Below are 20,131 nucleotides of genomic sequence, written 5' to 3' on the forward strand. Positions count from 1 at the left end.
AACTAGGCGAAACCCGACGCGCCGATCGTTCCGTCACTGTTCTCCCGCCCGTGTTATACCTCCGGCCGCGGCCCAGGTACCGTTCCGGCCTGGGAGCCGTCACCGGTGCCGCAATTGTCTCCCCGTGCAGGGAGACGAACCCATCATCACGCCACAGTCCGTCGTCGCCCAGTCCCTACGGGCATCCGCAACGGCGCGGAAGTCACGCTAACGCTAACCCTCTCGAGTAAATCGATGTCGAGCGTTGTCCGCCAGCCGACGCGGCGGATCCGGTCGTTCCCGCCAGCCGTATCCGAGGGGACCGCAGGTAGTCGACGACAACCACAGGTGGTCGACGACTCACCATTCCGCGGATGAAGGCGGGTGCGGCGTGTCTCCGGCAGGATGAGGGAGGGAACATCCACTGCTACCGACCGGCTGCCCCGACAGCGCCGGTCGGCCGCCAAGCTTAGGGAGTCACCCGTGGTCACGCAGTCCGCCGATGCGCACCAGCCCGCGAACGCGGTCACGGAGACCGACCCCGCGGCCAGGGCGAGCGTCACCGGCGCCGTGCGGTCGGGGACGTCCCCGGTCGACACCGACGTCGACATGCTGATCGTCGGCGCCGGGCCGGCCGGCCTCTACGGCGCCTACTACGCCGGATTCCGCGGCCTGTCAGTCGCGCTCATGGACTCGTTGCCCGAGGCCGGCGGTCAGGTCACCGCGATGTACCCGGAGAAGATGATCTACGATATCGCGGGCCTGCCGGCCGTCCGGGGCCGTGAACTGATCGACGCCCTGTTGATCCAGGCGAACCAGTTCTCCCCCACCTACCTGCTGGGCCAGCAGGCCGCCGAGCTGACCCACGAGCCGGGCGCCGTGGTGGTGACCAGCAGCCAGGGTCTTCGGGTACGCGCCAAGGTCGTCGTCATCACCGGCGGTCTCGGCACCTTCACCCCCCGCCCGCTGCCCACCGGCACCGCGCATCTGGGCCGCGGCCTGGTCTACTTCGTGCCCAAGCTCGACGTCCACACCGGCCAGGACGTCATCGTGGTCGGCGGCGGGGACAGCGCCTTCGACTGGGCGCTGGCCCTGGAGCCGATCGCCCGCTCGGTCACCCTCGTGCACCGTCGGGACCGGTTCCGGGCGCATATGTCCACAGTCGAGCGGGTCGAGGCGTCCTCCGTCGAGATCCTGACCTTCACCGAGGTCGCCACGGTCCACGGTGAGGAGTGGATCGAGAAGGTCGAACTGGTGCAGACCCGCACCGGCGACCGACATGTCCGACCCGCGCAGGCGGTCGTCGCCGCGCTCGGATTCACCGCCGACCTCGGACCGCTGACCCGCTGGAATCTGACCATTGACAAGCGGCACATCGTCGTCGACCCGACGATGGCAACCGGAGTCGAGCGGATCTTCGCGGCCGGCGACATCACTGAGTACCCAGGGAAGGTCCGCCTGATCGCGACGGGTTTCGGGGAGGCCGCGACGGCGGTCAACAACGCGGCGCCGGTGGTGGACCCGTCGGCAAAGATCTTCCCGGGGCACAGCTCCGACGACGGCACCGGCGGCTGAGCGCCCGGCGGGCGTGACCGACAGGCGTGGCCGTTGTCCGTCGGCGCCCGACCGGGCGCCGACGGACCCGCGGCGCACACTGGGAACATGCGCGGTCTACTGGTGATCGGTCACGGATCCCGGCGGGATGAGGCGAACGCGACGGTTCGGGAGCTCGCCCACCGGCTCCTGGTCGATCCCGGCCATGCCGCCGCGCCATGGACGTGGGGAGCGGTCGAAGCCGCCTTCCTCGAAATCGCCCGGCCCGACATCGCCACCGGGTACGCCACGCTGGCCGACGCGGGATGCACCGAGATCGTCGTTTACCCGTTCTTCCTGTTCGACGGCAATCACACCCGCCGAGACATCCCGGCGGCACTCGACGACGCCCGGTGCCGGCACCCGACGACCCGATGGGTGCTGTCGGAGCCGCTCGGGCTGCACGCGAGCGTCGTCGACGCGGTCCGCGCGCGGCTCGACGACACCCTGCGTCTCCTGGTTCGCGACGCCGAGGCCGCCGCTCCGAAGATCAACCATCCGGCGAGCCGATGGACCGGCTGGTGACGACGAAGTCCGCGACGGCGGCCGCGAGCGGATGGACCCCGGGTTCGGTGGGCACGATGTCCACCCGCATGCCCGCCACCGCACAGGCCAGCGCGCTGCGTCGACCCATCGCCGCGATGAGCAGATCGGGCGGGAGAGGTCCGTAGATCTCGGCGGTGCTGCGGGCGGCGGTGGACGACGCGAAGGCCGCGACGTCGAAGTCGCCGTGCCGGAGCTCCTCGGCGATCCGGGGATCCGGCTCGGCGGTCACGTCGGTAAGCAGCGGCACCCGGCGCAGGGAACACACCCCGTCCGGCGGGTCCGCCGCGCCGACGATCAGCACCCGCGACGAGCCGGTCGGACCGGCGAGACCGGTCGACGACGGATCCATGGACAGCTCGGCGACGGGCACCGAGGCGAGGCCCAGCCCGTCAAGCGCTTCCGCGGCGTCCCCGCGGGCCGCGACGAGAGTCAGGCCGGCCAACGCCCGCACGTCGGTGCCGGCTCGACGCAGCAGGGCCACCACGGCGGCGACCTCGTCCGCATCGGCCAGCAGCAGACCATCCGCTCCCGGCAGCGCCGCCACCAGCACGGCACCGGCGTCCTCGACCGGCGCGGGCCGGGCGACAACGGTCTCGACCGCATCCGCGCCCAGCTGCCGCAGCCGGCGAGCCAGCAGACCCGGCCGCGGCCGGGTACGAGCCACGAGTACCCGGATCCCGGCGAGCGGCCCCGCCTCCGAGACCGGCGCGTCCCGGCGCGCCGCGACCTCTCCGACCACGATCACCGCGGGAGACCGCACACCGGCCGCGATCGCGTCGATCGCCAGCGCGTCCAGGGTGGTCCGCAGGACCCGCTGCGCCGGGGTCGCCCCGCGCTCGATGACCGCGACCGGCGTCGCCCCGGGGCGACCGCCGGTGAGCAGCGCGTCGGTGATGTCCATGAGACGCGCCACCCCCATCAGGATAACGATGGTCGCCCGGGAGGCCGCGAGACCGGCCCAGTCCACCGTCGACTCCGGATGGCCGGGTGGCAGGTGCCCCGAGACGATGGCAACCTCCTGCGCGAGACCACGATGAGTGACCGGGATGCCGGCACAGGCGGGTACGGCCAGCGCCGAGGTAACGCCGGGCACGACGGTGCACGCGACCCCCGCCACGGCGCAGGCCTGCGCCTCCTCGCTGCCTCGCCCGAGCAGGTAGGGATCGCCGCCCTTGAGGCGGACGACGCGCGCACCGGCGCGCGCCCGGTCGACGAGGACCGCGTTGATCTCCTCCTGGGTCCACGACGGCGCGGTCGGGCTCTTGCCCACGTGGATGATCTCGGCGCCGGCCGGGGCGGCGCCGAGGAGGACGGCCGCGGCGAGCCGGTCGGTGACCACGACGTCCGCGTTCGCCAGCACCTCACGGCCGCGAACGGTGAGCAGACCGGGATCGCCCGGGCCCGCGCCGACCAGCCAGACCTCACCCACACTTCGCCCGTCCGTCACGGCGTGCACCGTACCTGCTCGGTTGCCTTCGAACACTGGCAGCCGGCAGGCCCGAGGAGGTCAGTGGATACCACACTCCGTCTTGATCGAATCGGCCCACCGGCCCTCCCGGCCGGCGCCCCGCCGGGTGCACGGCCAGCAGCCAACCGAGTCGTAACCGTCGGAGAGGAGCGGGTTGACGATGACGCCGTGCTCTGCCACGTAGCGTTCGACGTCCTCGTCGGTCCAGGCCGCGAGCGGGTGGATCTTCACCTTGCCCCGTCTGGCGTCCCAGTCGACGACCCGGAGCTTCGCCCGGCTGGGCGACTCCGCCCGCCGCGACCCCGCGGCCCAGGCACGGTAGGGAGCCAGGGCCCGATCCAGCGGAACGACCTTGCGCATCCGGCAGCACAGGTCCGGGTCGGTCCGGTAGAGGTCCTGACCGTAGACGGCGTCCTGGCCGACGACGGTGAGCTGCGGACGGGCGCTGATGATCGGCAGGTCGTAGATTCCGGCCACCGCGTCCCGGGTACCGACGGTCTCGGGGAAGTGATAACCAGTGTCGATGAAAACCACGGGGACGTCGGACCGGATCCGGGCGAGCATGTCCACGAGGATCGTCTCAGCCATTGAGGCGGCGATCGCCAGCTTCGTCCCGAATTCCTCGACCGCCCAGCGCAGGATCTCCTCCGCCGGCGCACCCTCGAGATCGTCCCCGGCCCGCAGCGCCCGGGCCTGCAACGCGGCATCCATCAGCTCGTCTCCTCGTCGTCACGCAACCCGGCTCCGGCGGCCGCGAGGGCCGTCAGACTCAGCCGGAAGCCCCGCAGGCAGGATCGGCACGCCCAGTACCCGTGGCCAGGTCCCGCGCCGGAGCCCTCCGGCGGCGTGTCCGGGACGATGTCCTCCTCGCCGCAGTACGGGCAGTAGAAGGGCACCACCCGCTCACCGCTAGCCATCAGCGGCACCGAGCGCCGTCAGCTGGGCCTCGTCGGCCCGCTCCGCCCAGTCCGCGAAGCTCTCCCCCGCGGTCCGGCCCGCCCGGTAAGTCTCCAGCACCGCGACGACGTAGTCGACGAGGCCGTCGGCGGTCACCTTCAGACCACGCGACTTGCGGCCCAGCCGCGACCTGGTACCCAGGTGCCCGCCGAGGTGGACCTGGAAGCCCTCGACCATCTCACCGGTGGCGTCGTCCGGTACCAGGGAACCCTTGAGCCCGATGTCTGCGACCTGGAAGCGGGCGCAGGCGTTGGGGCAGCCGTTGACGTTGATCCCGATCGGCTCGTCGAAGTCGGGCAGCCGGCGTTCGAGCTCGTCGATGAGGTCGCGGGCCCGGCCCTTGGTCTCGACGATCGCCAGCTTGCAGAACTCGATACCGGTGCAGGCCATCGTGCCGCGCCGAAACACGCTCGGGCGGACCACCAGGTCGAGCGCACCGAGTTCGGCCTCCAGCGCGTCGACGCCCGCGTCGGCGACATCGAGGATGACGAGCTTCTGCGTCGTCGTGGCGCGGATGCGGCCCTGCCCGAACCGATCGGCGAGGTCCGCCACCGCGGTCAGCGTGGTCCCGCTGAGCCGACCCGCCCGCGGTGCGAACCCCACGGCGTTGCGGCCGTCGCGCTGGCGGTGCACCCCGATGTGGTCGCGCCCCTCGCTGCGCGGCGGGGCCGGCGCCGGGCCGTCAGGCAGCGCCGAAGCCAGGTACTCCTTCTCCAGGGTCGCGCGCACCCATTCGGCGCCCATGTCCGCGACCAGGAACTTCAACCGGGCGCGGGTGCGCAGCCGGCGGTAACCGTAGTCTCGGAACAGCGACACGACGCCGTGCCAGACCTCGGCAACCCGCGCCGGCGGCACGAACGCGCCCAGCCGCACGCCGAGCCGCGGGTTCGTCGACAGACCGCCACCGACCCACAGATCATAGCCGGCTCCCAGTTCCGGATAGATGACCCCGACGAACGCGATGTCGTTGATCTCGTGCAACGTGCAGTGGTCGGCGCAGCCGGAGATGGCGCTTTTGAACTTACGGGGCAGGTTGGCCAGCGTAGGGTCGCCGATGAACCGGCGGACGACCTCGTCGATCGCCTCGCTCCCGTCGATGATCTCGTCACCGTCGACCCCGGCGAGCGGGCAACCGAGAATCACCCGGGGGGTGTCGCCACAGGCCTCGGCGGTGGTCATGCCGGCGTTCTCCAGTGCCGCCCAGATCGCCGGCACATCCTCGATCCGGATCCAGTGGAGTTGGATGTTCTGCCGGTCGGTGACATCGGCGACGTCCCGGCCGTAGCGGGTGGAGACGTCGGCGATCACCCGGAGCTGATCCGAAGTCATCCGGCCGCCGTCGAGTCGGATGCGCTGCATGAAGTAGGAGTCGTCCAGTTCCTCGGGTTCGAGGATCGCCGTCCGCCCGCCGCTGATCCCCGGCCGGCGCTGGGTGTACAGACCCCACCACCGGAACCGGCCCCGCAGGTCCTGGGGATCGATCCCGTCGAAACCGGTACGCGGGTAGAGGTTGAGGATGCGGTCCCGCACCTCCAGACCGCCTTGGTCCTTCTTCATCCGCTCGTTCGCGTTGAGCGGCTCGGAATATCCCAACGCCCACTGGCCCGTTCCCTTGGGTCGGGACGGGCGCGCGGACCGGGCAGGACGAGCAGGAGAAGTCATGAGATCTCTCGGTGCGCAAGGAAGTCGCGGCGCCGGCAGCGGGCGCCACGAACGGAGACGTCAGCGGGAGCGGCGACAGCCGGCGCTGGAAACCCGCAGCAGGTCGACGTGCAGACGGGCGACGAGCATCGGCTCAATCACCAGGCACGGCACCGCGGGGGACGACGCAGCCCGGCGCCGACGGGAGACGTCAAGCGGAAGGCCTGACGCCTGCCCAACCGGCATCCCACCAGCGAGGGCGCACGTAGTCACGAGCCCATGTTTCCACAGAAGTACGGCTGATGGGCAAGTCGGGGCACTGTCCGGCCTACTTCGACCCGCCGCCCTGCTCCAAACTGCAATAAACCGGACGACCAGCCCCGAAACCGTCCGCCATGGCCGTCATGACAGCGGAGAAAATGAACAATCCCGCCGGTCACGAGATCGCTCAGATCGTCCGGTGGGCGGCGCACAGCCGCCGGAGCTGCTCCACCAGCGGACCGGTGGCCAGCCCCTTCTCCAGCAGGCCATCCGCGCCGAGTTCCAGCACCTGGTCGAGCAACGCATCCTCGGAGAATCCCGTGAAGATCACCACCGTGGCCCGCGGCACGACCCGCCGGATCCGCGGCAGGGCGGCGATGCCGTCGAGGACCGGCATGGCCAGGTCGAGCAGCACGAGGTCCGGCTCGGTGCGGACGACCTCGTCGATCGCCTCCGCGCCGTTGGACGCGGCGCCGACGATCACGAAGTCGGGTTCGGTCTCCAGCAACAGGCACAATAGGTCGCGCACCCCGTCCGCGTCGTCGACGACGACTACGCGCCGTGGACCGGGCGGAGGCACCTGCTCCGCCGGAGCGGAACCACGGCCCACAGCGGAACCGCCGACCAGGCCGACGGCCTTCTCCCCGACGAGCCCGACGGTGTCGGCATCCACCGAACGGCCGGTATCCACCATTCTTTTGTACGCGCCCCGCCCGACCCCGCGCATCGTCATTCAGGATGGTTTCCGAGGATGACCCACGTTGGCCATCAGGCCGATACCCGCAGACCGTCGCGAAGCACCGCAGCCTGGACGCGGCCGCGATAGCACACCATGCGGGAATAGCCCGTCCGGACGAGCCCTCGGCGATTCCGCCGCTTTCCGCCAACACTTCCGTGGCAACACTCGCGTTTCCCAACAATAACCCAAGAAGGTCGGCATAATGTCTCGACGGAGGTGCGGTATGACGGGCGACTTCCACACGGCGATCGATCGGCCGACCACGAAGCGCGATGCCGATCGACTTCGCCTGCCGTTTGACAACTGAGAGTAATCAGTGAAACTGGATGTGTATGGGACTTTGACCTCTAGTCAACTAGGGTGCGGCCTGGAGTAATCTGATCACTATCGGTGACTCTCTACTGGCCATTGGGCGGGCGACCGTCAGGCGGGCGAGCAGAGACAGCACACGACTGCTGAGCTTCCCTCCTCGGGAGGCGGGACCTTGCCACGCGGAAGGACGTCACAGATGCGGCAACGGAGCCGAGGCCGGCACGATGCAGCGACCGCCGAAGACCTGCTACCCGCTGAGGTCCGACGGCGGCGCTGTGAACGTGTCCTCTCTCGGGAGGAGCTCGCCCGACGCACCGGCTACAGCCGCCAGTACATCGGTCAGCTCGAACAGCCCAGCCGAGGCATCCCCTCCCGACCGATGATCGCCGCAGTCGACGCGGCGCTGGAGGCCGGGGGCGCCCTCATCGACCTGCGTGAGGCAGCCGTCGCCGCCCGGGCGGAACGCCTGCGTCGCCAGCCCGATCCGGAGCGGGAGTCCCGCCGCCGGGTTTCGGATCTGCTCGACCACCGCCGGTCGGACACCGAACTGGACTACCTCGATCGGTTGGTGGCCGATCTGATCGCCAAGGCCGACCGGCTCGATCCACAGGACGTCACCGCCCAGGTGCTGGAGCAGCAGAACGTCGTCGACAACCTGCTGCACACGCCCATGCTGCCGCACCAGCAGTTCCGGCTGTTCATGCTCGCGGGTCACCTGGCCGGGCTGCTCGCCATCTCCCTGTTGGACGTGGACGAGCTCGCGGGAGCCAGCACCTGCTGCCTCGAGGCGGCGGTGTTCACCGAGCTGACCGGTCACGAAGGACTACGGGCCTGGACCCTCGCGGTCAACAGCCTCATCGACGCGGCCGCCCGGCAGGCCTGCGAGGGCAGCGAACCCGGCAGCGAACCCGGCATCGCGTCCGGCGACGGCCTCGGGGCCCCCGTGCCACCGGACCCACGGTCCGGGCCGCCAGGTGAACCCAGCGATCCAAGGTATGCTCTGGCCGGCGGGGATGACGCCGGTGGCGAGACGCTCGACGAGATGCTGATCGCGCCGGGCGGGCGAGCCACCCCGCCCCGGTTGGTCGCGCTGGTAAAGGGACGTATCGCGCGCTTCGCCACGGCGAGTACGCGCCAAGCGGTTCCGATTCCGCCGACCAGTATCTCTCACGCGTTCCGACCACCGGTCTGAGCGGCGGTCAGACGTCCGCGAAACGCAGTGCGCGCAGCGCCGGAACATCACCTCGCCGCGCGGCACGCCCGGCGAAGGCGATAATCCCCGCCTGCTGGCGCGCACCGAGCCGAAAGTCGAGAGTGGTGAAATACCGGGCCAGCGTGCCCGGGTCGAACACCTCAAAACGGGCCGCCCGCGCCGCGACCTCGTCCACATCACGCAGCGCCAGGTCGAGTCCGGAGCGGAACGCGCCGTGCACCTCCTTGACCACCCCGGGACGGCGTTCGGCGAAGGACCGTCGGGCGGCCCACACGGCGAACACCATGGGCAGGCCGGTCCACTCCCGCCAGGCGGCACCGAGATCGACGAGCCGGAGAGGATGGTCCGGACCGCCCCGCTCGGCATCGTAGGTCGCCCGTAGCGCGGCATCACCGATGATCACTGCGGCATCCGCCTCCCGCAGCATCGACGGCAGGTCCGGCGGCATCGTCACATACTCCGGTCGCAGGCCGTAGCGCTCCTCCAGCAACATCCGGGCGAGCAGCACGCTGGTCCTGGACGTCGAGCCGAGCGCGACGGTCCGGATCTCCACGAGCGGCGCCGCCGTGCCCAGCACGACGGACAGGACCGGACCGTCGGAGCCGACCGCGAGGTCGGGCAGCACGACGAGCTCGTCGGCATGCCGGAGGTACTCCACCAGGCTGATCGGACCGATATCGAGATCGCCGGCGACCAGCGCGTCGTTCAGCCGGTCCGGGGTGTCCTTCGTCAGCTCGATGTCGAGCAGAGCACCGGAGTGGACCAGTCCCCAGTACAGCGGCAGGCAGTTCAGAAACTGGATGTGCCCCACCCGGGGACGGGCCTGGGTATCGCCATCGTTGTCCGCTCCGGCTCCGGTCAACGCCGTCCGCCCCGGCGCTCCTCCATGACCTCGATGACCACGCGGCGCTGGCGCAACGCCAGGGGATAGCTGAGCAGCCCGCTGAACACCACGGCCAGGGCGAAGGCCAGCAGCCCGCGCACCCCCAGCAGCAGGACCACGGCCAGCACCGCTCCGAAGAGCAGCACGCGTACCGCGAAGTACCGCAGGTTGATGCCAAGCAGGCCGCGCTCGCCCGCCTGGCCCGATCCGGTCAGCGAGTCAGGCATCGCTCCCTGTGGCCACGAAACCCGCTGTGGCCACGGAACCAACCGCCTACGCGGTTGCACCATCACGTCCTCCGTCTCTTCGTCGGCACCCAGCCGAGCCGGCGCAGCACGGTCGGGAAGAAGCCCAGCCCCAGGAAGACGACGAACAGACCCAGCAGACCGGCGGCGCCGATCGGCAGACCGATCCAGTCGAGCACCACGTACCCGGCCACCCCCGGAAACAGGATCACCAGGAAGGCAAGCACAAAGATCGATCCGATGCCGGGTGCTCCGGGGTGCCGGACAGGCCCGGGACTCCCGAGCGCCGGCGACTCCTCGGATCCGCGGGCCGGCCCCGGCCCGTCCCCGGTGCCCATCCGGTCCACCGGTCAGGCGTCGATCGAGGTCGGGACGTCACGCCGAGCCGGGTCGGGACCGTCGTAGACACGGATCTCCCGGTAGCGGGTGTCCCGCTCGACCGGGCGGAAGCCGGCGTCGCGGATGATTGCGAGCAGATCCTCGCGGGTCATGGTGTGCGGCGTCCCGAACCGGTCCGCATCGTGCGTGATCTTGTACTCGACAACGGAACCGTCGAGGTCGTCAGCGCCGAAGTTCAACGCGAGCTGCGCCGTGGTGAGGCCGTGCATCACCCAGAAGCACTTGATGTGATCCACGTTGTCGAACAGCAGCCGGGAGACGGCGAACGTCTTCAACGCCTCGACCCCCGTCGCCATCGGCTGGTTCATCAACCGGTTGCGCGGGTCACCGGCGGCGTCGTGCTGGAAGCGCAGCGGAATGAAGACCGTGAACCCGCCCGTGGAATCCTGCAGCTCACGCAGCCGCAGCACGTGGTCCACCCGGTGCCGGGGCTCCTCAATGTGCCCGTACAGCATCGTGCACGGGGTGCGCAGGCCCTTGGCGTGGGCGAGCCGGTGGATGCGCGACCAGTCCTCCCAGTGCGTCTCGTGACCGACGATCTTCTGGCGGACCTCCCAGTCGAAGATCTCCGCACCGCCGCCGGTGAGCGACTCGAGTCCCGCATCGATGAGCTCGTCGAGAATCTCGTCGGCGGACAGGCCGCTGATCTTCTCGAACCAGTGGATCTCGGTAGCGGTGAACGCCTTCAACGCGACGCCGGGCAGCGCCTTGCCGAGCTCCCGCAGCGAGCGCGGATAGTAGCGCCAGGGCAGCGTCGGATGCAGACCGTTGACGATGTGCAGCTCGGTGATCCCGGCCGGCTCCATCTCCTTCGCCAGCCGGACAGCTTCCTCGATGCGCATGGTGTAAGCATCGGACTCACCGGGCTTGCGCTGGAACGAGCAGTACGCGCAGGACGCCGAGCAGACGTTCGTCAGGTTCAGATGCCGGTTGACGTTGAAAAAGGTCTTGTCGCCGTTCTTTCTGGTGCGAACCTCGTGGGCGAGACCGCCCAACCAGACGAGGTCGTCGCTGGCGTACAGCGCCTCCCCGTCGGCACGGCTCAGCCTCTCGCCGACGGAAACCTTGGCCTCGATCTCCCGCTTGAGCCCAGCATCCATGCCTTCTAGCCTAGCCCGCAGCTCTCGGCGTCCTCGGAGGCGAGCACAGCTACCCGGTCACAGCCGCCCCGCGATCCGGCGGGGCATCCGGATTACTCGCGGCTACCCGCCGTTCCCGGTGTTCCCGCCGTTCCCGGTGTTCCCGGCATCCGGGCGCTGAGCGGCCCGCTGTGCGGCCCTGCGCTGCATCCGCCCGAGCGGCCAGGTCAGCAGTCCGGCGACGGCGAACCCAATGAGCAGCGCCATCAGCAGGTTCAGCCCCACGGTCACCAGGATTACGGTGATCACGGCGAGGGCGGCGACGCGGGTCAGGAAGTACGGCAGTTGCGCACGCAGGTTCACGTCCTGCGGCGCGGGCCGCTCGGCGCGAGTGGGACGACCCGGCCGCGCCGAGGCGCCGCGGCCCCCCGCCGAGGCGGGTCTGCGTGCCGTGGCCCCGTCCACCCCGCCGGTTCCGCGGCCCCGGTTCCTCGCCGGTCCGCGCCCACCCGTGGCCATATCGTCCTCATCCCGCCGGCACCGCGGCCCCGGTCGGGGCCCGTTCCCGACAACTGTGCCTGTCCGGGCGGGGCCTGCGCCAGGGGGAACAGGCGTCACCCGGCCGGTGGCGCCGCCTCGACGTCCGCCAGGTCACGGCGGCCCGGCAGGTCACAGCGGCCCGGCAGGTCACAGCGGGCGCCGCCGAGCTCGCCGGTCCAACGCCGGAAGAGCGTGTGCGGCACGTCGGCGGCGTCGAGCACCCGCCCGGCCACGAAGTCGACGAGATCGCCGGCCGTCCGTACGCCCGCGTAAAATCCCGGGCTCGCCGCGGCCACCACCGCCCCGGCGTCGTGCAGGTCCAACATGTGGCGCAGCGTCGCGCGGGTGTAGGGCATCTCCCGCGGGACGACGATCAGACGGCGGCCTTCCTTGAGCGTGACATCCGCCGACCGCTGCAACAGATCCTTGGACAATCCCAGGGTGATGCCGGCTAGGCAGGCCGTGCTCGCCGGGACGACGATCATCCCGCGGGTCGGGTACGAACCGCTGCTCGTCGGCGCCCCCAGATCACCCGGGGCATGTACCTCGACGAGGGTGGACACCGTATCGGCCAGCGCGTCACGATCGGCCCGCCGCGCCGACACACCCTCTGGAGGTGACACCCCGCCCAGGGGCATGGACAACCACGTGACCAGGGCTTTCGCCCAGGCGGAGTCACGCCAGGCGATGCCCGTCTCATCGAGCAGGGTCAGGCGGGCCGCGCGGGACAGCACCAGATCGACTGGCAGCCGGGCGGCCAGCAGGCCACGCAGCACCGCGGCCGCGTAGGGGGTTCCACTGGCGCCGCTCACCCCGACCACCCACGGCAGGCGCGGTCCGGCCTCCTCCTCGGGGGCACTGAAAACATCGGCCATGACGAATCCGACGCTCAGACGGCCAGGCCACGGCTGGCGAGATCGACGACGGCGAAGAGGAACAGGACGATGCCGACGAATCCGTTCGCGGTGAGGAAGGCCCGGTTGACCCGCGACAGGTCGTTCGGGGACACAATGGCGTGCTCATAGCAGAATGCCGCCGCCGTCAGCACGAGCCCGGCCCACCACCACGCACCAGCGTTGTCCAGCAGCCCGTAGACGATGAACAACGCAAAGGTGATCATATGCGTAACCGTGGAGCCAATGAGCGCGGCCCGCACCCCGAACCGGGCCGGCACCGCACGCACGCCGATGCGCCGGTCGACCTCGGCATCCTGGCAGGCATAGATCACGTCGAAGCCGCCGATCCAGCTACCGACCGCGAGGCCGAGCACCAGTGCGGCCCAGGACCACTCGCCGGTGACCGCGATCCACGCGCCGACCGGGGCCACCGCCTGGGCGATGCCGAGCACGGCGTGCGGGAAGTCGGTGAACCGTTTCGCGTAGGGGTAGACGACGAGCGGCGCGACAGCGACCGGCGCGAGCAGCAGGCAGAGCCAGGACAGGGCCGCGGCGGCGGTGAGGAAGACGGCGAGCGCGACCGCGGCGCCGACGACCGCCGTGCGCACCGAGACCACGCCGGTGACCAGCTCTCGGTTCGCCGTCCTCGGATTACGGGCGTCGATCGCGCGATCGATGACCCGGTTTGCGGCCATGGCGAAGGTTCGGGCCGCGACCATCGCCACGCTGACGAGGGCGAGGTCCGACCAGTGCACCGACCGGGAATCCGCGAACGAGGCGGCGAGCGCCGCGATGTAGGCGAACGGCAGCGCGAAGACCGAGTGCTCGATGACGACGAGCCGCAGGAACGCCCGTACCCGGCCGGCGGCGTGTCCCGGGCCGGCTCCCGACCCTCGCCCGACCGGCTCCGACGCGCCCGGCACCCACGCGGCGTCACTCACCGCAATCACCACTCCTTGTTCCTTGCCTATCCAGAGGCCCTAGCGTCCTTTTTGTCTTTGTCCCTCTGGATAAGCAAGGCAAACGGAGGACGGTCACAGTCCATACTCCTTCCATCGGCGGGTGACCCGTTCGCGGACCGCCTCGTCCATGACGATCTCCTCCGGCCAGCCGCCGTTGCGCCGGTAACCCTCGCTCGGTAGCTTGCGGGTCGCGTCCACACCAACCTTGCCGCCCCAGAACTGCTCGTAGGCGGCGTGGTCGAGATGGTCCACCGGCCCGATGGTCGTGATCAGGTCGTGGGCATAGTCGACGTTGCCGAAGGCGCGCCAGGCGACCTCGTGGTAGTCGTGCACGTCGCAGTCGGCGTCGACGACCACGATCAGCTTCGACAACGACAGCAGCCCGGCTCCCCAGACCGCGTTCATCACCTTCTGCGCGTGCTTCGGATAACGCTTCTCGATGGAGACGATGCAGCAGTTGTGGAACACCCCCGCCTCAGGCAGGTCGTAATCGACGATCTCGGGGATCATCATCCTGACCAGCGGCAGGAAGATCCGTTCGGTGGCCTTGCCCATCGGACCGTCCTCCTGCGGCGGCCGACCGACCACGATCGTCTGGAACACCGGGTCACGCTGCGTCGTCATCACGTCGACGTGCAGCGCCGGGAACGGTTCGACGGGGGTGTAGAAGCCGGTGTGGTCGCCGAACGGCCCCTCGGGCAGCCGCTCCCCCGGCTCGAGCCAGCCCTCGAGCACCACTTGTGCGTTCGCGGGCACCCGCAGCGGGACGGAGAGGCAGTCGATCATCTCCACCCGCTCGCCGCGCAGGTAACCGGCGAACAGGTACTCGTCGAGGTCGGTGGGCAGTGGCGCGGACGCGGCGTAGGTGACCGCCGGGTCGCACCCGAACGCGATCGCGACCGGCAGCCGCTCCCCACGCCGCTCGGCGACCGCGTGATGCGCGTTGGAGTCCTTGTGGATCTGCCAGTGCATGCCGACGGTGCGTGCGTCGTGGCGTTGCAACCGGTACATCCCGAGGTTGCGCGCCCCGGTCTCGGGGTGCTTCGTGTGCGTCAGACCGAGGTTGAGGAAGGCCCCGCCGTCGTTCGGCCAGGCGTGCACCCCCGGCAGCCGGAACAGGTCGACGTCCGGACCCTTGAGGATGACGTCCTGGCAGGGCGCGGTCCGGACCCGGCGGGGCGGGATCGAGGCGAGCGACGCCGCCTTGCCGAACGCCTCGCGCAACCCGGACAGGCCGATCGGCAGCTGCGGGCGCAGCAGCGCGCCGAGCCGTTCACCGATGTCATCCAGCGCCTCGACGCCGAGCGCGGCAGCCATCCGCTCCTCGGTGCCGAACACGTTGATCGCCAGCGGCATGTCGGCGCCGGCCGGGGACTCGAACAGCAGAGCCGGCCCGCGCTCCCGTACCACCCGGGTCACGATCTCGGTGACCTCGAGACGCGGGTCGACGGGTACGGTGACGCGGCGCAGATCCTTCCGCCTTTCGAGATGAGCAAGGAACGCACGCAGATCCGCCCAGGCCATGACCTCCATCCTCGCAGTCGCCACGGGTGGATGCCCGACCGCCCACAGGTGGTCACGATCCCAGTTCAACACGTCACGCCACGGGCACGACCGCGTCGGATAACGGACCGGAGGGACGAGGAGTCGGCGCGGAAGGCACACTAGAGGTACACGGGCCGGCCATCACCACGACATGTACGTCCGCCGCAGGCCATAGCGGACGGTACGTGCTCGCCTGACCCATCTGGTGGGGTCGCCCGTCCGTGACGCCACCCGTCCGTGACGTCGCCACGGGTCGGGGGTTTCGCCACGGGTCGGGATTAGATGCCCGCGGATCGGATGTTCCATACCTGACAGGTCACGACGAGAATAACGATCAAGAAAAGCAGGAAGGAGCGACCGGCCGGTGCTGGGCCTCGCGCTGACGTTTGTGATCATTGGCGTTTGGGCTTACGCGATCATCGATGTCTTCGGGACACCCCCCGAGGAGGTTCGGATCATGCCCAAACTCGCGTGGATCGTAGCAGTGATCTTCCTTGGTATCTTCGGCACCGCCGGATGGTTCTTCTTCGGTCGGCCTCGCGCGAACAGCGCCGGCGGGCGACCGCTGCGCCGGCCGGTCTCCGACCACCCGGCCTTCGGGCAACGATCGTCCTGGGGCGTCGACAGCCGGCGTGATGGCGGCTTCAACCGGTACAGCGCACGGACGGGCACCCGCCGGGCCGCCGTCCGGCCGAAGGGTCCCGACGACGACCCGGACTTCATGCGGGAACTGTCCGCCCGGATCCGCAAGGGCGAGGCCGGACCGCCGCCGTCGTCGTCCCACGGCTGAGCCGCCTGGACGCGGGGGATCCAGGGGCACGAGCCCGCGGCTGACCGGCTCCGCGTACCGGGACGAGCGGCGGTCCGTCGTTCCGGTACGCGGCCGAGCGGGGTGTTCTCCGCAGGCTGCAGGTAACCCGCCCGTTCTCCCCGACGGGGCCAGACCGGGACCAGGGACCAGCAGCCGCGGGGAGGGTCAGATGCCGGCGTAGGAGTGCAGCCCCGAGATGATCAGATTCACCAGGTAGTAGTCCACGAACAGGGCGCTGAAGGCCAGCAGCGAGATCGTCGCGGCCCGCCGCCCACGCCATCCAGCCGTCGCGCGGGCGTGCAGGTAGGCGGCGTAGCAGACCCAGGTGATGAACGACCACGTCTCCTTGGGGTCCCACCCCCAGTAGCGGCCCCATGCCGCCTCCGCCCAGATCGCCCCGGCAATGATCGCGAAGGTCCAGATCGGGAACGCGAACGCGATGACCCGGTAGGACAGTGTGTCGAGCGCCGTTGACGACGGCAGGCGCATGACGATGCCGCCCCGGCGCTGCATGGCCCGGCTCGCGTCAGCCCGTCCGGCCGCGACCTCGGCCAGCCGGTTTTCCCAACGCTCCTTGATGAGGAACAACACCGTGGTCACGGCGGAGACCAGGAATACCCCGCTGGCGACGATCGCACCGACCACATGGATCTTGAGCCAGTACGAGTTGAGCGCGGGCACCAGCGGTCCCGCGGCGACATAGAGCACGGTGCCGGCGAAACCGAGCGAGAGCACGACCGGCAGCATGACGAAGACGCCCAGCCACCGGACCGGCTGCCGGATCATCAGGCCGAGAAACGTCGTGACCGCGATCAGACAGATCATCGACGAGAACTCGTACATGTTGCCCCAGGGCACCCGCTCCGCCGCGAGGCCACGAGTGATGACGGACCCCAGGTGCAACGTCCAGCCGACGACCGTCAGCGCGACGGCGATCCGCCCGATCCGCCGGGCACGCGCGGGAACCGCCACGTCGCCGTCGTTACCGGCGGCCAGCGTGTGCGCGGCGTTCGCCCGCCGCCGGACAGCTTCGCTCTCCCGGGCCCGGGCCGCCGCGAGGGCCACGGCGGCGGGGTCGGACGGGTCGATCGGGGTCGCGGCCCCATCGGTCGGGCCGGCCGGGCCGGCGGGATCGGCGGCGGCGCCGCTCCCGCCGGCCGCCGCTCCGATCAGCGCCGCCGGCCACCCGGCCCCCTGCCGTGCCGGGACGGCCGCCGCCTCCTGAACCGCATCGTGGCGCAGGCCGAGCCGGCTGAACGCGAACTCGGCCGCATAGCCGAGCATCGCCGTGGCGTACACCGCCTCGCCGCTGCCAAACAGATGATCGGAAAGGCTGGCTACGCCCTCGTTGACCGCCATCAGTGCTCCCGTTCGCTGGCGCTCGACACGGCATCGCCGGCTGCGGTGCCACCCGGTTCGGTGCTACTCGGTTCGGTACTGCCCGGTTCGGTACTGGCGGGTTCGGTACTGGCGGGTTCGGTACTGGCGGGTTCGGTACTGGCGGGTTCGGCGCCGCTCGATTCCGAGGCGGTCGGCACGGACCGGTCGGTGCCGGCAAGCCCGGTGGCCTCGCGGACCAGGGTCGTGAGCTGGGCCAACTCGACGGCGAACCCGTCGGCGTCGGAGCGGGACAGCCCGCCGATCTCCACCGTGCACCCACCGGCGGCCGCCGGCCGGGCCCGCACCCAAACCCGGCGGCGGCGCACCCGGAGACTCGCGATCAGCCCGACGATGATGAGGACCGCGAAGAGCAACGCCTCGCCCTTGAACGGGTCGGACTTGACCTGGAAGGTGGCGAACTCGGCCACGCTGTCGGCCTCGAGGCTCATCCCGCCGGGCAGCCCGGTAAGGGTGCGCTGCCGCGGGTTGTCGAGAGCCAGGACCTGCGCGGTGCGCTCGCTGCCCGCCGGGCCCGTCATCGTGATCTGGCGCATGTCGCGGGTGTCGACCGTGTAGACGTTCTGTGGAATGCCCTCGTTGAGATGGAGGTTGCCGACGAACCCCGTGATCGTCAGACCGGGCGCGCGGGCCGCGGGGAACACGGAGACGTATCCCTGGGTCGGGTCGAGGCGGGTGGTCGGCGTGAACACGCCGCTGAAGGCCAGCTGCTGGGGCTCCTTGCGGACACCCAGCGCGGGCAGTCCGGTGTCGGGGATCTTGACGGTGCAGGTTGAGGTGAACATGCCGTCCCGCGGGGTACACGGCACGTTCGACTCCCAGACGACCTTGCGCGCGGCGTCGCGAAGCACAAAGTGCGGGGCGAATCCATGCCCGATGAGGTAAATCTTGGCATTGCCGATCACCAGCGGATGGTTGACGCGGATGGTCGCCTTGCGGGTCGGGGCGTTCAGCGCGGCGGCATACGTGACGTCGGCGCGGAAGTCGGACGGCTGGCCGCTCGGCTGGAACGTGGCATTGAACCGGTCCAGCGTGAGCGAGAACGGGCGCAGCTTCGCGGTGTCGACGCGCTGACCAGCGTTGAACTGGTCATAGGAGATGATCGTATTCGCGAATCCACTCCCGGAGACGACGAGCACGGTCCCGGAGTATCCGTACCAGGAACCGAAGCCCACCGCGGCGAGCAGCCCCACCAGGGCAATGTGGAAAACGAGGTTACCGGTCTCGCGCAGGTACCCCTTCTCCGCGGCGACGGAGTGGTCGGCGGTCCCCTTCGCGTCGCGGGCCTCGCCAGCCGTGGCCGTGACCCGGAAGCGCCGTCGGCGCAGCGCCTGCCGGGCGGCCGCCATCGCGTCGCCGGGCTCCATCGGACTCGTCCAGGCGCTGCCGCCGGGCAGCCGGCCGGGCCGGGCCGGGGCCTTCGGCGGCGCGGTGAACAGCGCCCTGGCATGCCAGCGGATCCGGGACGACAGGCAGCCGATCAGGGAGATGAACAGCAGCAGGTAGATCGCCGCGAACCAGGACGCGGCGAAGACGTCGAACCCGGAGAACCAGTCGAGCAGCGGACCGAGGGTGGGGTGGTCGGCGAGGTACTGCTCCACCCGCATCGGGTTGATGGCGCGTTGCGGCAGCAGCGATCCGGGCACGGCGGCCAGGGCCAGCAGGAACAGCAGCAGCAACGCGGTGCGCATGCTGGTGAGCTGGCGCCAGGACCGGACGGCGAGGGCAAGGGCCGGATGCCGGGTGAACCGGCCACCGGCGCCGGGGGCGCGCCCCGGTCCGTCGGTCGGCGCGCCGGGGTCGCCGGGGTCGCTGGGCGACGGACCGGCCGCGCTGTCCGGCGGGTCGAACGCCTCGGGGGCGGCGACGCGGGCGTCGGCATGCCCCTCGGGCAGGCGGCGCGAGCTGGCCGCCACGCCGGAGTCGAATCCCGCGGACTCGATGGCGGACTCGAGGCCGGACTTCTCGAGGCCGGACTCGGCCTCGACGGTGTCGCCGGGTTCGACGTCGACGGACCCGGCGGCGAGTGGCGCGGGATCGGCGGCTCCGGACGCAGGCGCGAGCCGGGCGTTCGAACGGGTTGAGGAGGTCACAGCGGCGTCTCCGAGAAGCCGGGGGCGTAGGGCCGTAGGTTCGCAACCAGGTCGGCCCATTCCCCCGTGAGTTGAAGCACGCCGACCGTGACGAGCAGCATGCCGCCGAGCAGGGTCAGGATGCGGGTATGCCGTCGCAGCACCCGCAGGGCGCCGACGGCACGTCGGAAAGCCAGTCCGACGGCGAGGAACGGCAGCCCGAGCCCGAGGCAGTACACCGCGGAGAGGAACGCTCCCCGCTGCGCCGTCGCGCTCGTCACCGCCAGACCCAGGACGGCCGACAACGTCGGGCCGAGGCAAGGTGTCCAGCCGATCCCGAAGAGCACCCCCAGCACGGGCGCGCCGAGCAGGCCGGGCGCCGGCAACCGGTGGATGCGCCATTCCCTGTTCGCCCAGGACAGCCGGGAGAACACGCCGGCGAACGCGAGTCCCATCACGATAGTGACAACCCCGAGAACCTGGCTGACGCCAACCTGATGGCGGGTGAGCCACTGCCCGAGCCCGCCGAAGGCCGCGCCGTAGGACACGAAGACCGCGGTGAAGCCGAGCACGAATAGACCCGTGCCCGCGG

General features: G+C 70.4%; 21 protein-coding genes. 4 read left to right on the forward strand and 17 right to left on the reverse strand.

Annotated features, from left to right (window positions below; translation table 11 throughout):
* Positions 1 to 462: 462 nt before the first annotated feature.
* Together AC08OJ_RS09700 and AC08OJ_RS09705 are read left to right on the forward strand one after the other, a co-directional pair.
* On the forward strand, positions 463 to 1,554 hold the full coding sequence (locus AC08OJ_RS09700; protein WP_476592519.1) for an NAD(P)/FAD-dependent oxidoreductase: 1,092 nt from the start codon (positions 463 to 465) through the stop codon (positions 1,552 to 1,554).
* Between the two features lie 87 nt (positions 1,555 to 1,641).
* Complete coding sequence (locus AC08OJ_RS09705; protein WP_476592518.1) at positions 1,642 to 2,097, forward strand: sirohydrochlorin chelatase; 456 nt, start codon at positions 1,642 to 1,644, stop codon at positions 2,095 to 2,097.
* Here AC08OJ_RS09705 and cobA read toward each other — a convergent pair.
* The 6 genes from cobA to AC08OJ_RS09735 all read right to left on the reverse strand — a co-directional run bounded on the left by cobA (position 2,063) and on the right by AC08OJ_RS09735 (position 7,178).
* A complete protein-coding gene (gene cobA, locus AC08OJ_RS09710; protein WP_476595552.1) occupies positions 2,063 to 3,565 on the reverse strand; it encodes a uroporphyrinogen-III C-methyltransferase in 1,503 nt (500 codons plus the stop codon). The two genes, AC08OJ_RS09705 and cobA, sit on opposite strands and share 35 nt — an antisense overlap.
* Positions 3,566 to 3,625: 60 nt before the next feature.
* Complete coding sequence (locus AC08OJ_RS09715) at positions 3,626 to 4,297, reverse strand: phosphoadenylyl-sulfate reductase (RefSeq protein WP_476592516.1); 672 nt, start codon at positions 4,295 to 4,297, stop codon at positions 3,626 to 3,628.
* Positions 4,297 to 4,503, reverse strand: a complete 207-nt coding sequence (locus AC08OJ_RS09720; RefSeq protein WP_462185641.1) for a transposase — start codon at positions 4,501 to 4,503, stop codon at positions 4,297 to 4,299. Before AC08OJ_RS09720 ends, AC08OJ_RS09715 begins: the two co-directional genes overlap by 1 nt.
* Positions 4,496 to 6,205 (reverse strand): nitrite/sulfite reductase, encoded by a 1,710-nt coding sequence (locus AC08OJ_RS09725; protein WP_476592515.1) that lies wholly within the window; start codon positions 6,203 to 6,205, stop codon positions 4,496 to 4,498. Before AC08OJ_RS09725 ends, AC08OJ_RS09720 begins: the two co-directional genes overlap by 8 nt.
* 60 nt (positions 6,206 to 6,265) lie before the next feature.
* Entirely contained in the window at positions 6,266 to 6,457 is a 192-nt protein-coding gene (locus tag AC08OJ_RS09730) for a putative leader peptide (RefSeq protein WP_476592514.1), read from the reverse strand.
* 175 nt (positions 6,458 to 6,632) lie between these two features.
* Positions 6,633 to 7,178 (reverse strand): response regulator, encoded by a 546-nt coding sequence (locus AC08OJ_RS09735; protein ID WP_462185639.1) that lies wholly within the window; start codon positions 7,176 to 7,178, stop codon positions 6,633 to 6,635.
* 514 nt (positions 7,179 to 7,692) lie between these two features.
* Here AC08OJ_RS09735 and AC08OJ_RS09740 point away from each other — a divergent pair.
* On the forward strand, positions 7,693 to 8,688 hold the full coding sequence (locus AC08OJ_RS09740) for a helix-turn-helix domain-containing protein (RefSeq protein ID WP_476595553.1): 996 nt from the start codon (positions 7,693 to 7,695) through the stop codon (positions 8,686 to 8,688).
* A 7-nt stretch (positions 8,689 to 8,695) separates the two neighbouring features.
* Here AC08OJ_RS09740 and AC08OJ_RS09745 read toward each other — a convergent pair whose 3' ends face one another.
* The 8 genes from AC08OJ_RS09745 to AC08OJ_RS09780 all read right to left on the reverse strand — a co-directional run bounded on the left by AC08OJ_RS09745 (position 8,696) and on the right by AC08OJ_RS09780 (position 15,237).
* A complete protein-coding gene (locus AC08OJ_RS09745) occupies positions 8,696 to 9,571 on the reverse strand; it encodes a menaquinone biosynthetic enzyme MqnA/MqnD family protein (RefSeq protein ID WP_476592511.1) in 876 nt (291 codons plus the stop codon).
* The gene (locus AC08OJ_RS09750) at positions 9,568 to 9,819 is read right to left on the reverse strand and encodes a hypothetical protein (RefSeq protein WP_476592510.1); all 252 of its coding nucleotides are present in this window, start codon (positions 9,817 to 9,819) and stop codon (positions 9,568 to 9,570) included. Before AC08OJ_RS09750 ends, AC08OJ_RS09745 begins: the two co-directional genes overlap by 4 nt.
* Positions 9,820 to 9,881: 62 nt before the next feature.
* Entirely contained in the window at positions 9,882 to 10,175 is a 294-nt protein-coding gene (locus tag AC08OJ_RS09755; protein WP_476592509.1) for a hypothetical protein, read from the reverse strand.
* Positions 10,176 to 10,187: 12 nt separating this feature from the next.
* Positions 10,188 to 11,336: an aminofutalosine synthase MqnE gene (mqnE, locus tag AC08OJ_RS09760; RefSeq protein ID WP_462185634.1), complete on the reverse strand. Its 1,149-nt coding sequence runs from the start codon at positions 11,334 to 11,336 to the stop codon at positions 10,188 to 10,190.
* Positions 11,337 to 11,438: 102 nt separating this feature from the next.
* Positions 11,439 to 11,834 carry a hypothetical protein gene (locus AC08OJ_RS09765; protein WP_476592508.1) on the reverse strand — a complete coding sequence of 132 codons (396 nt, stop codon included), beginning with the start codon at positions 11,832 to 11,834 and terminating at the stop codon, positions 11,439 to 11,441.
* A 95-nt stretch (positions 11,835 to 11,929) separates the two neighbouring features.
* Positions 11,930 to 12,730 carry a UbiX family flavin prenyltransferase gene (locus AC08OJ_RS09770; RefSeq protein WP_476595554.1) on the reverse strand — a complete coding sequence of 267 codons (801 nt, stop codon included), beginning with the start codon at positions 12,728 to 12,730 and terminating at the stop codon, positions 11,930 to 11,932.
* Between the two features lie 14 nt (positions 12,731 to 12,744).
* The gene (gene mqnP / locus AC08OJ_RS09775; RefSeq protein WP_476592506.1) at positions 12,745 to 13,692 is read right to left on the reverse strand and encodes a menaquinone biosynthesis prenyltransferase MqnP; all 948 of its coding nucleotides are present in this window, start codon (positions 13,690 to 13,692) and stop codon (positions 12,745 to 12,747) included.
* Between the two features lie 93 nt (positions 13,693 to 13,785).
* Positions 13,786 to 15,237, reverse strand: coding sequence for a menaquinone biosynthesis decarboxylase (locus AC08OJ_RS09780; protein WP_462202620.1), 1,452 nt, complete (start codon positions 15,235 to 15,237; stop codon positions 13,786 to 13,788).
* Between the two features lie 409 nt (positions 15,238 to 15,646).
* Between AC08OJ_RS09780 and AC08OJ_RS09785 the strand changes: the two genes are divergently transcribed.
* Entirely contained in the window at positions 15,647 to 16,048 is a 402-nt protein-coding gene (locus AC08OJ_RS09785; RefSeq protein WP_476595557.1) for a PLD nuclease N-terminal domain-containing protein, read from the forward strand.
* A gap of 186 nt (positions 16,049 to 16,234) precedes the next feature.
* Here the strand turns inward: AC08OJ_RS09785 and ccsB are convergent, their stop codons facing one another.
* The 3 genes from ccsB to AC08OJ_RS09800 form a co-directional block, all read right to left on the reverse strand.
* Positions 16,235 to 17,428, reverse strand: a complete 1,194-nt coding sequence (gene ccsB, locus AC08OJ_RS09790; RefSeq protein WP_476592504.1) for a c-type cytochrome biogenesis protein CcsB — start codon at positions 17,426 to 17,428, stop codon at positions 16,235 to 16,237.
* Positions 17,428 to 19,560 carry a cytochrome c biogenesis protein ResB gene (resB, locus tag AC08OJ_RS09795; protein WP_476595555.1) on the reverse strand — a complete coding sequence of 711 codons (2,133 nt, stop codon included), beginning with the start codon at positions 19,558 to 19,560 and terminating at the stop codon, positions 17,428 to 17,430. The genes ccsB and resB overlap by 1 nt, the downstream gene beginning before the upstream one ends.
* Positions 19,557 to 20,131 (reverse strand): cytochrome c biogenesis CcdA family protein (locus AC08OJ_RS09800; protein WP_476595556.1); only part of this gene is annotated, 575 nt, incomplete at its 5' end. The genes resB and AC08OJ_RS09800, both read right to left, overlap by 4 nt.

The organism is Frankia sp. CgKIO3, from assembly GCF_977946435.1.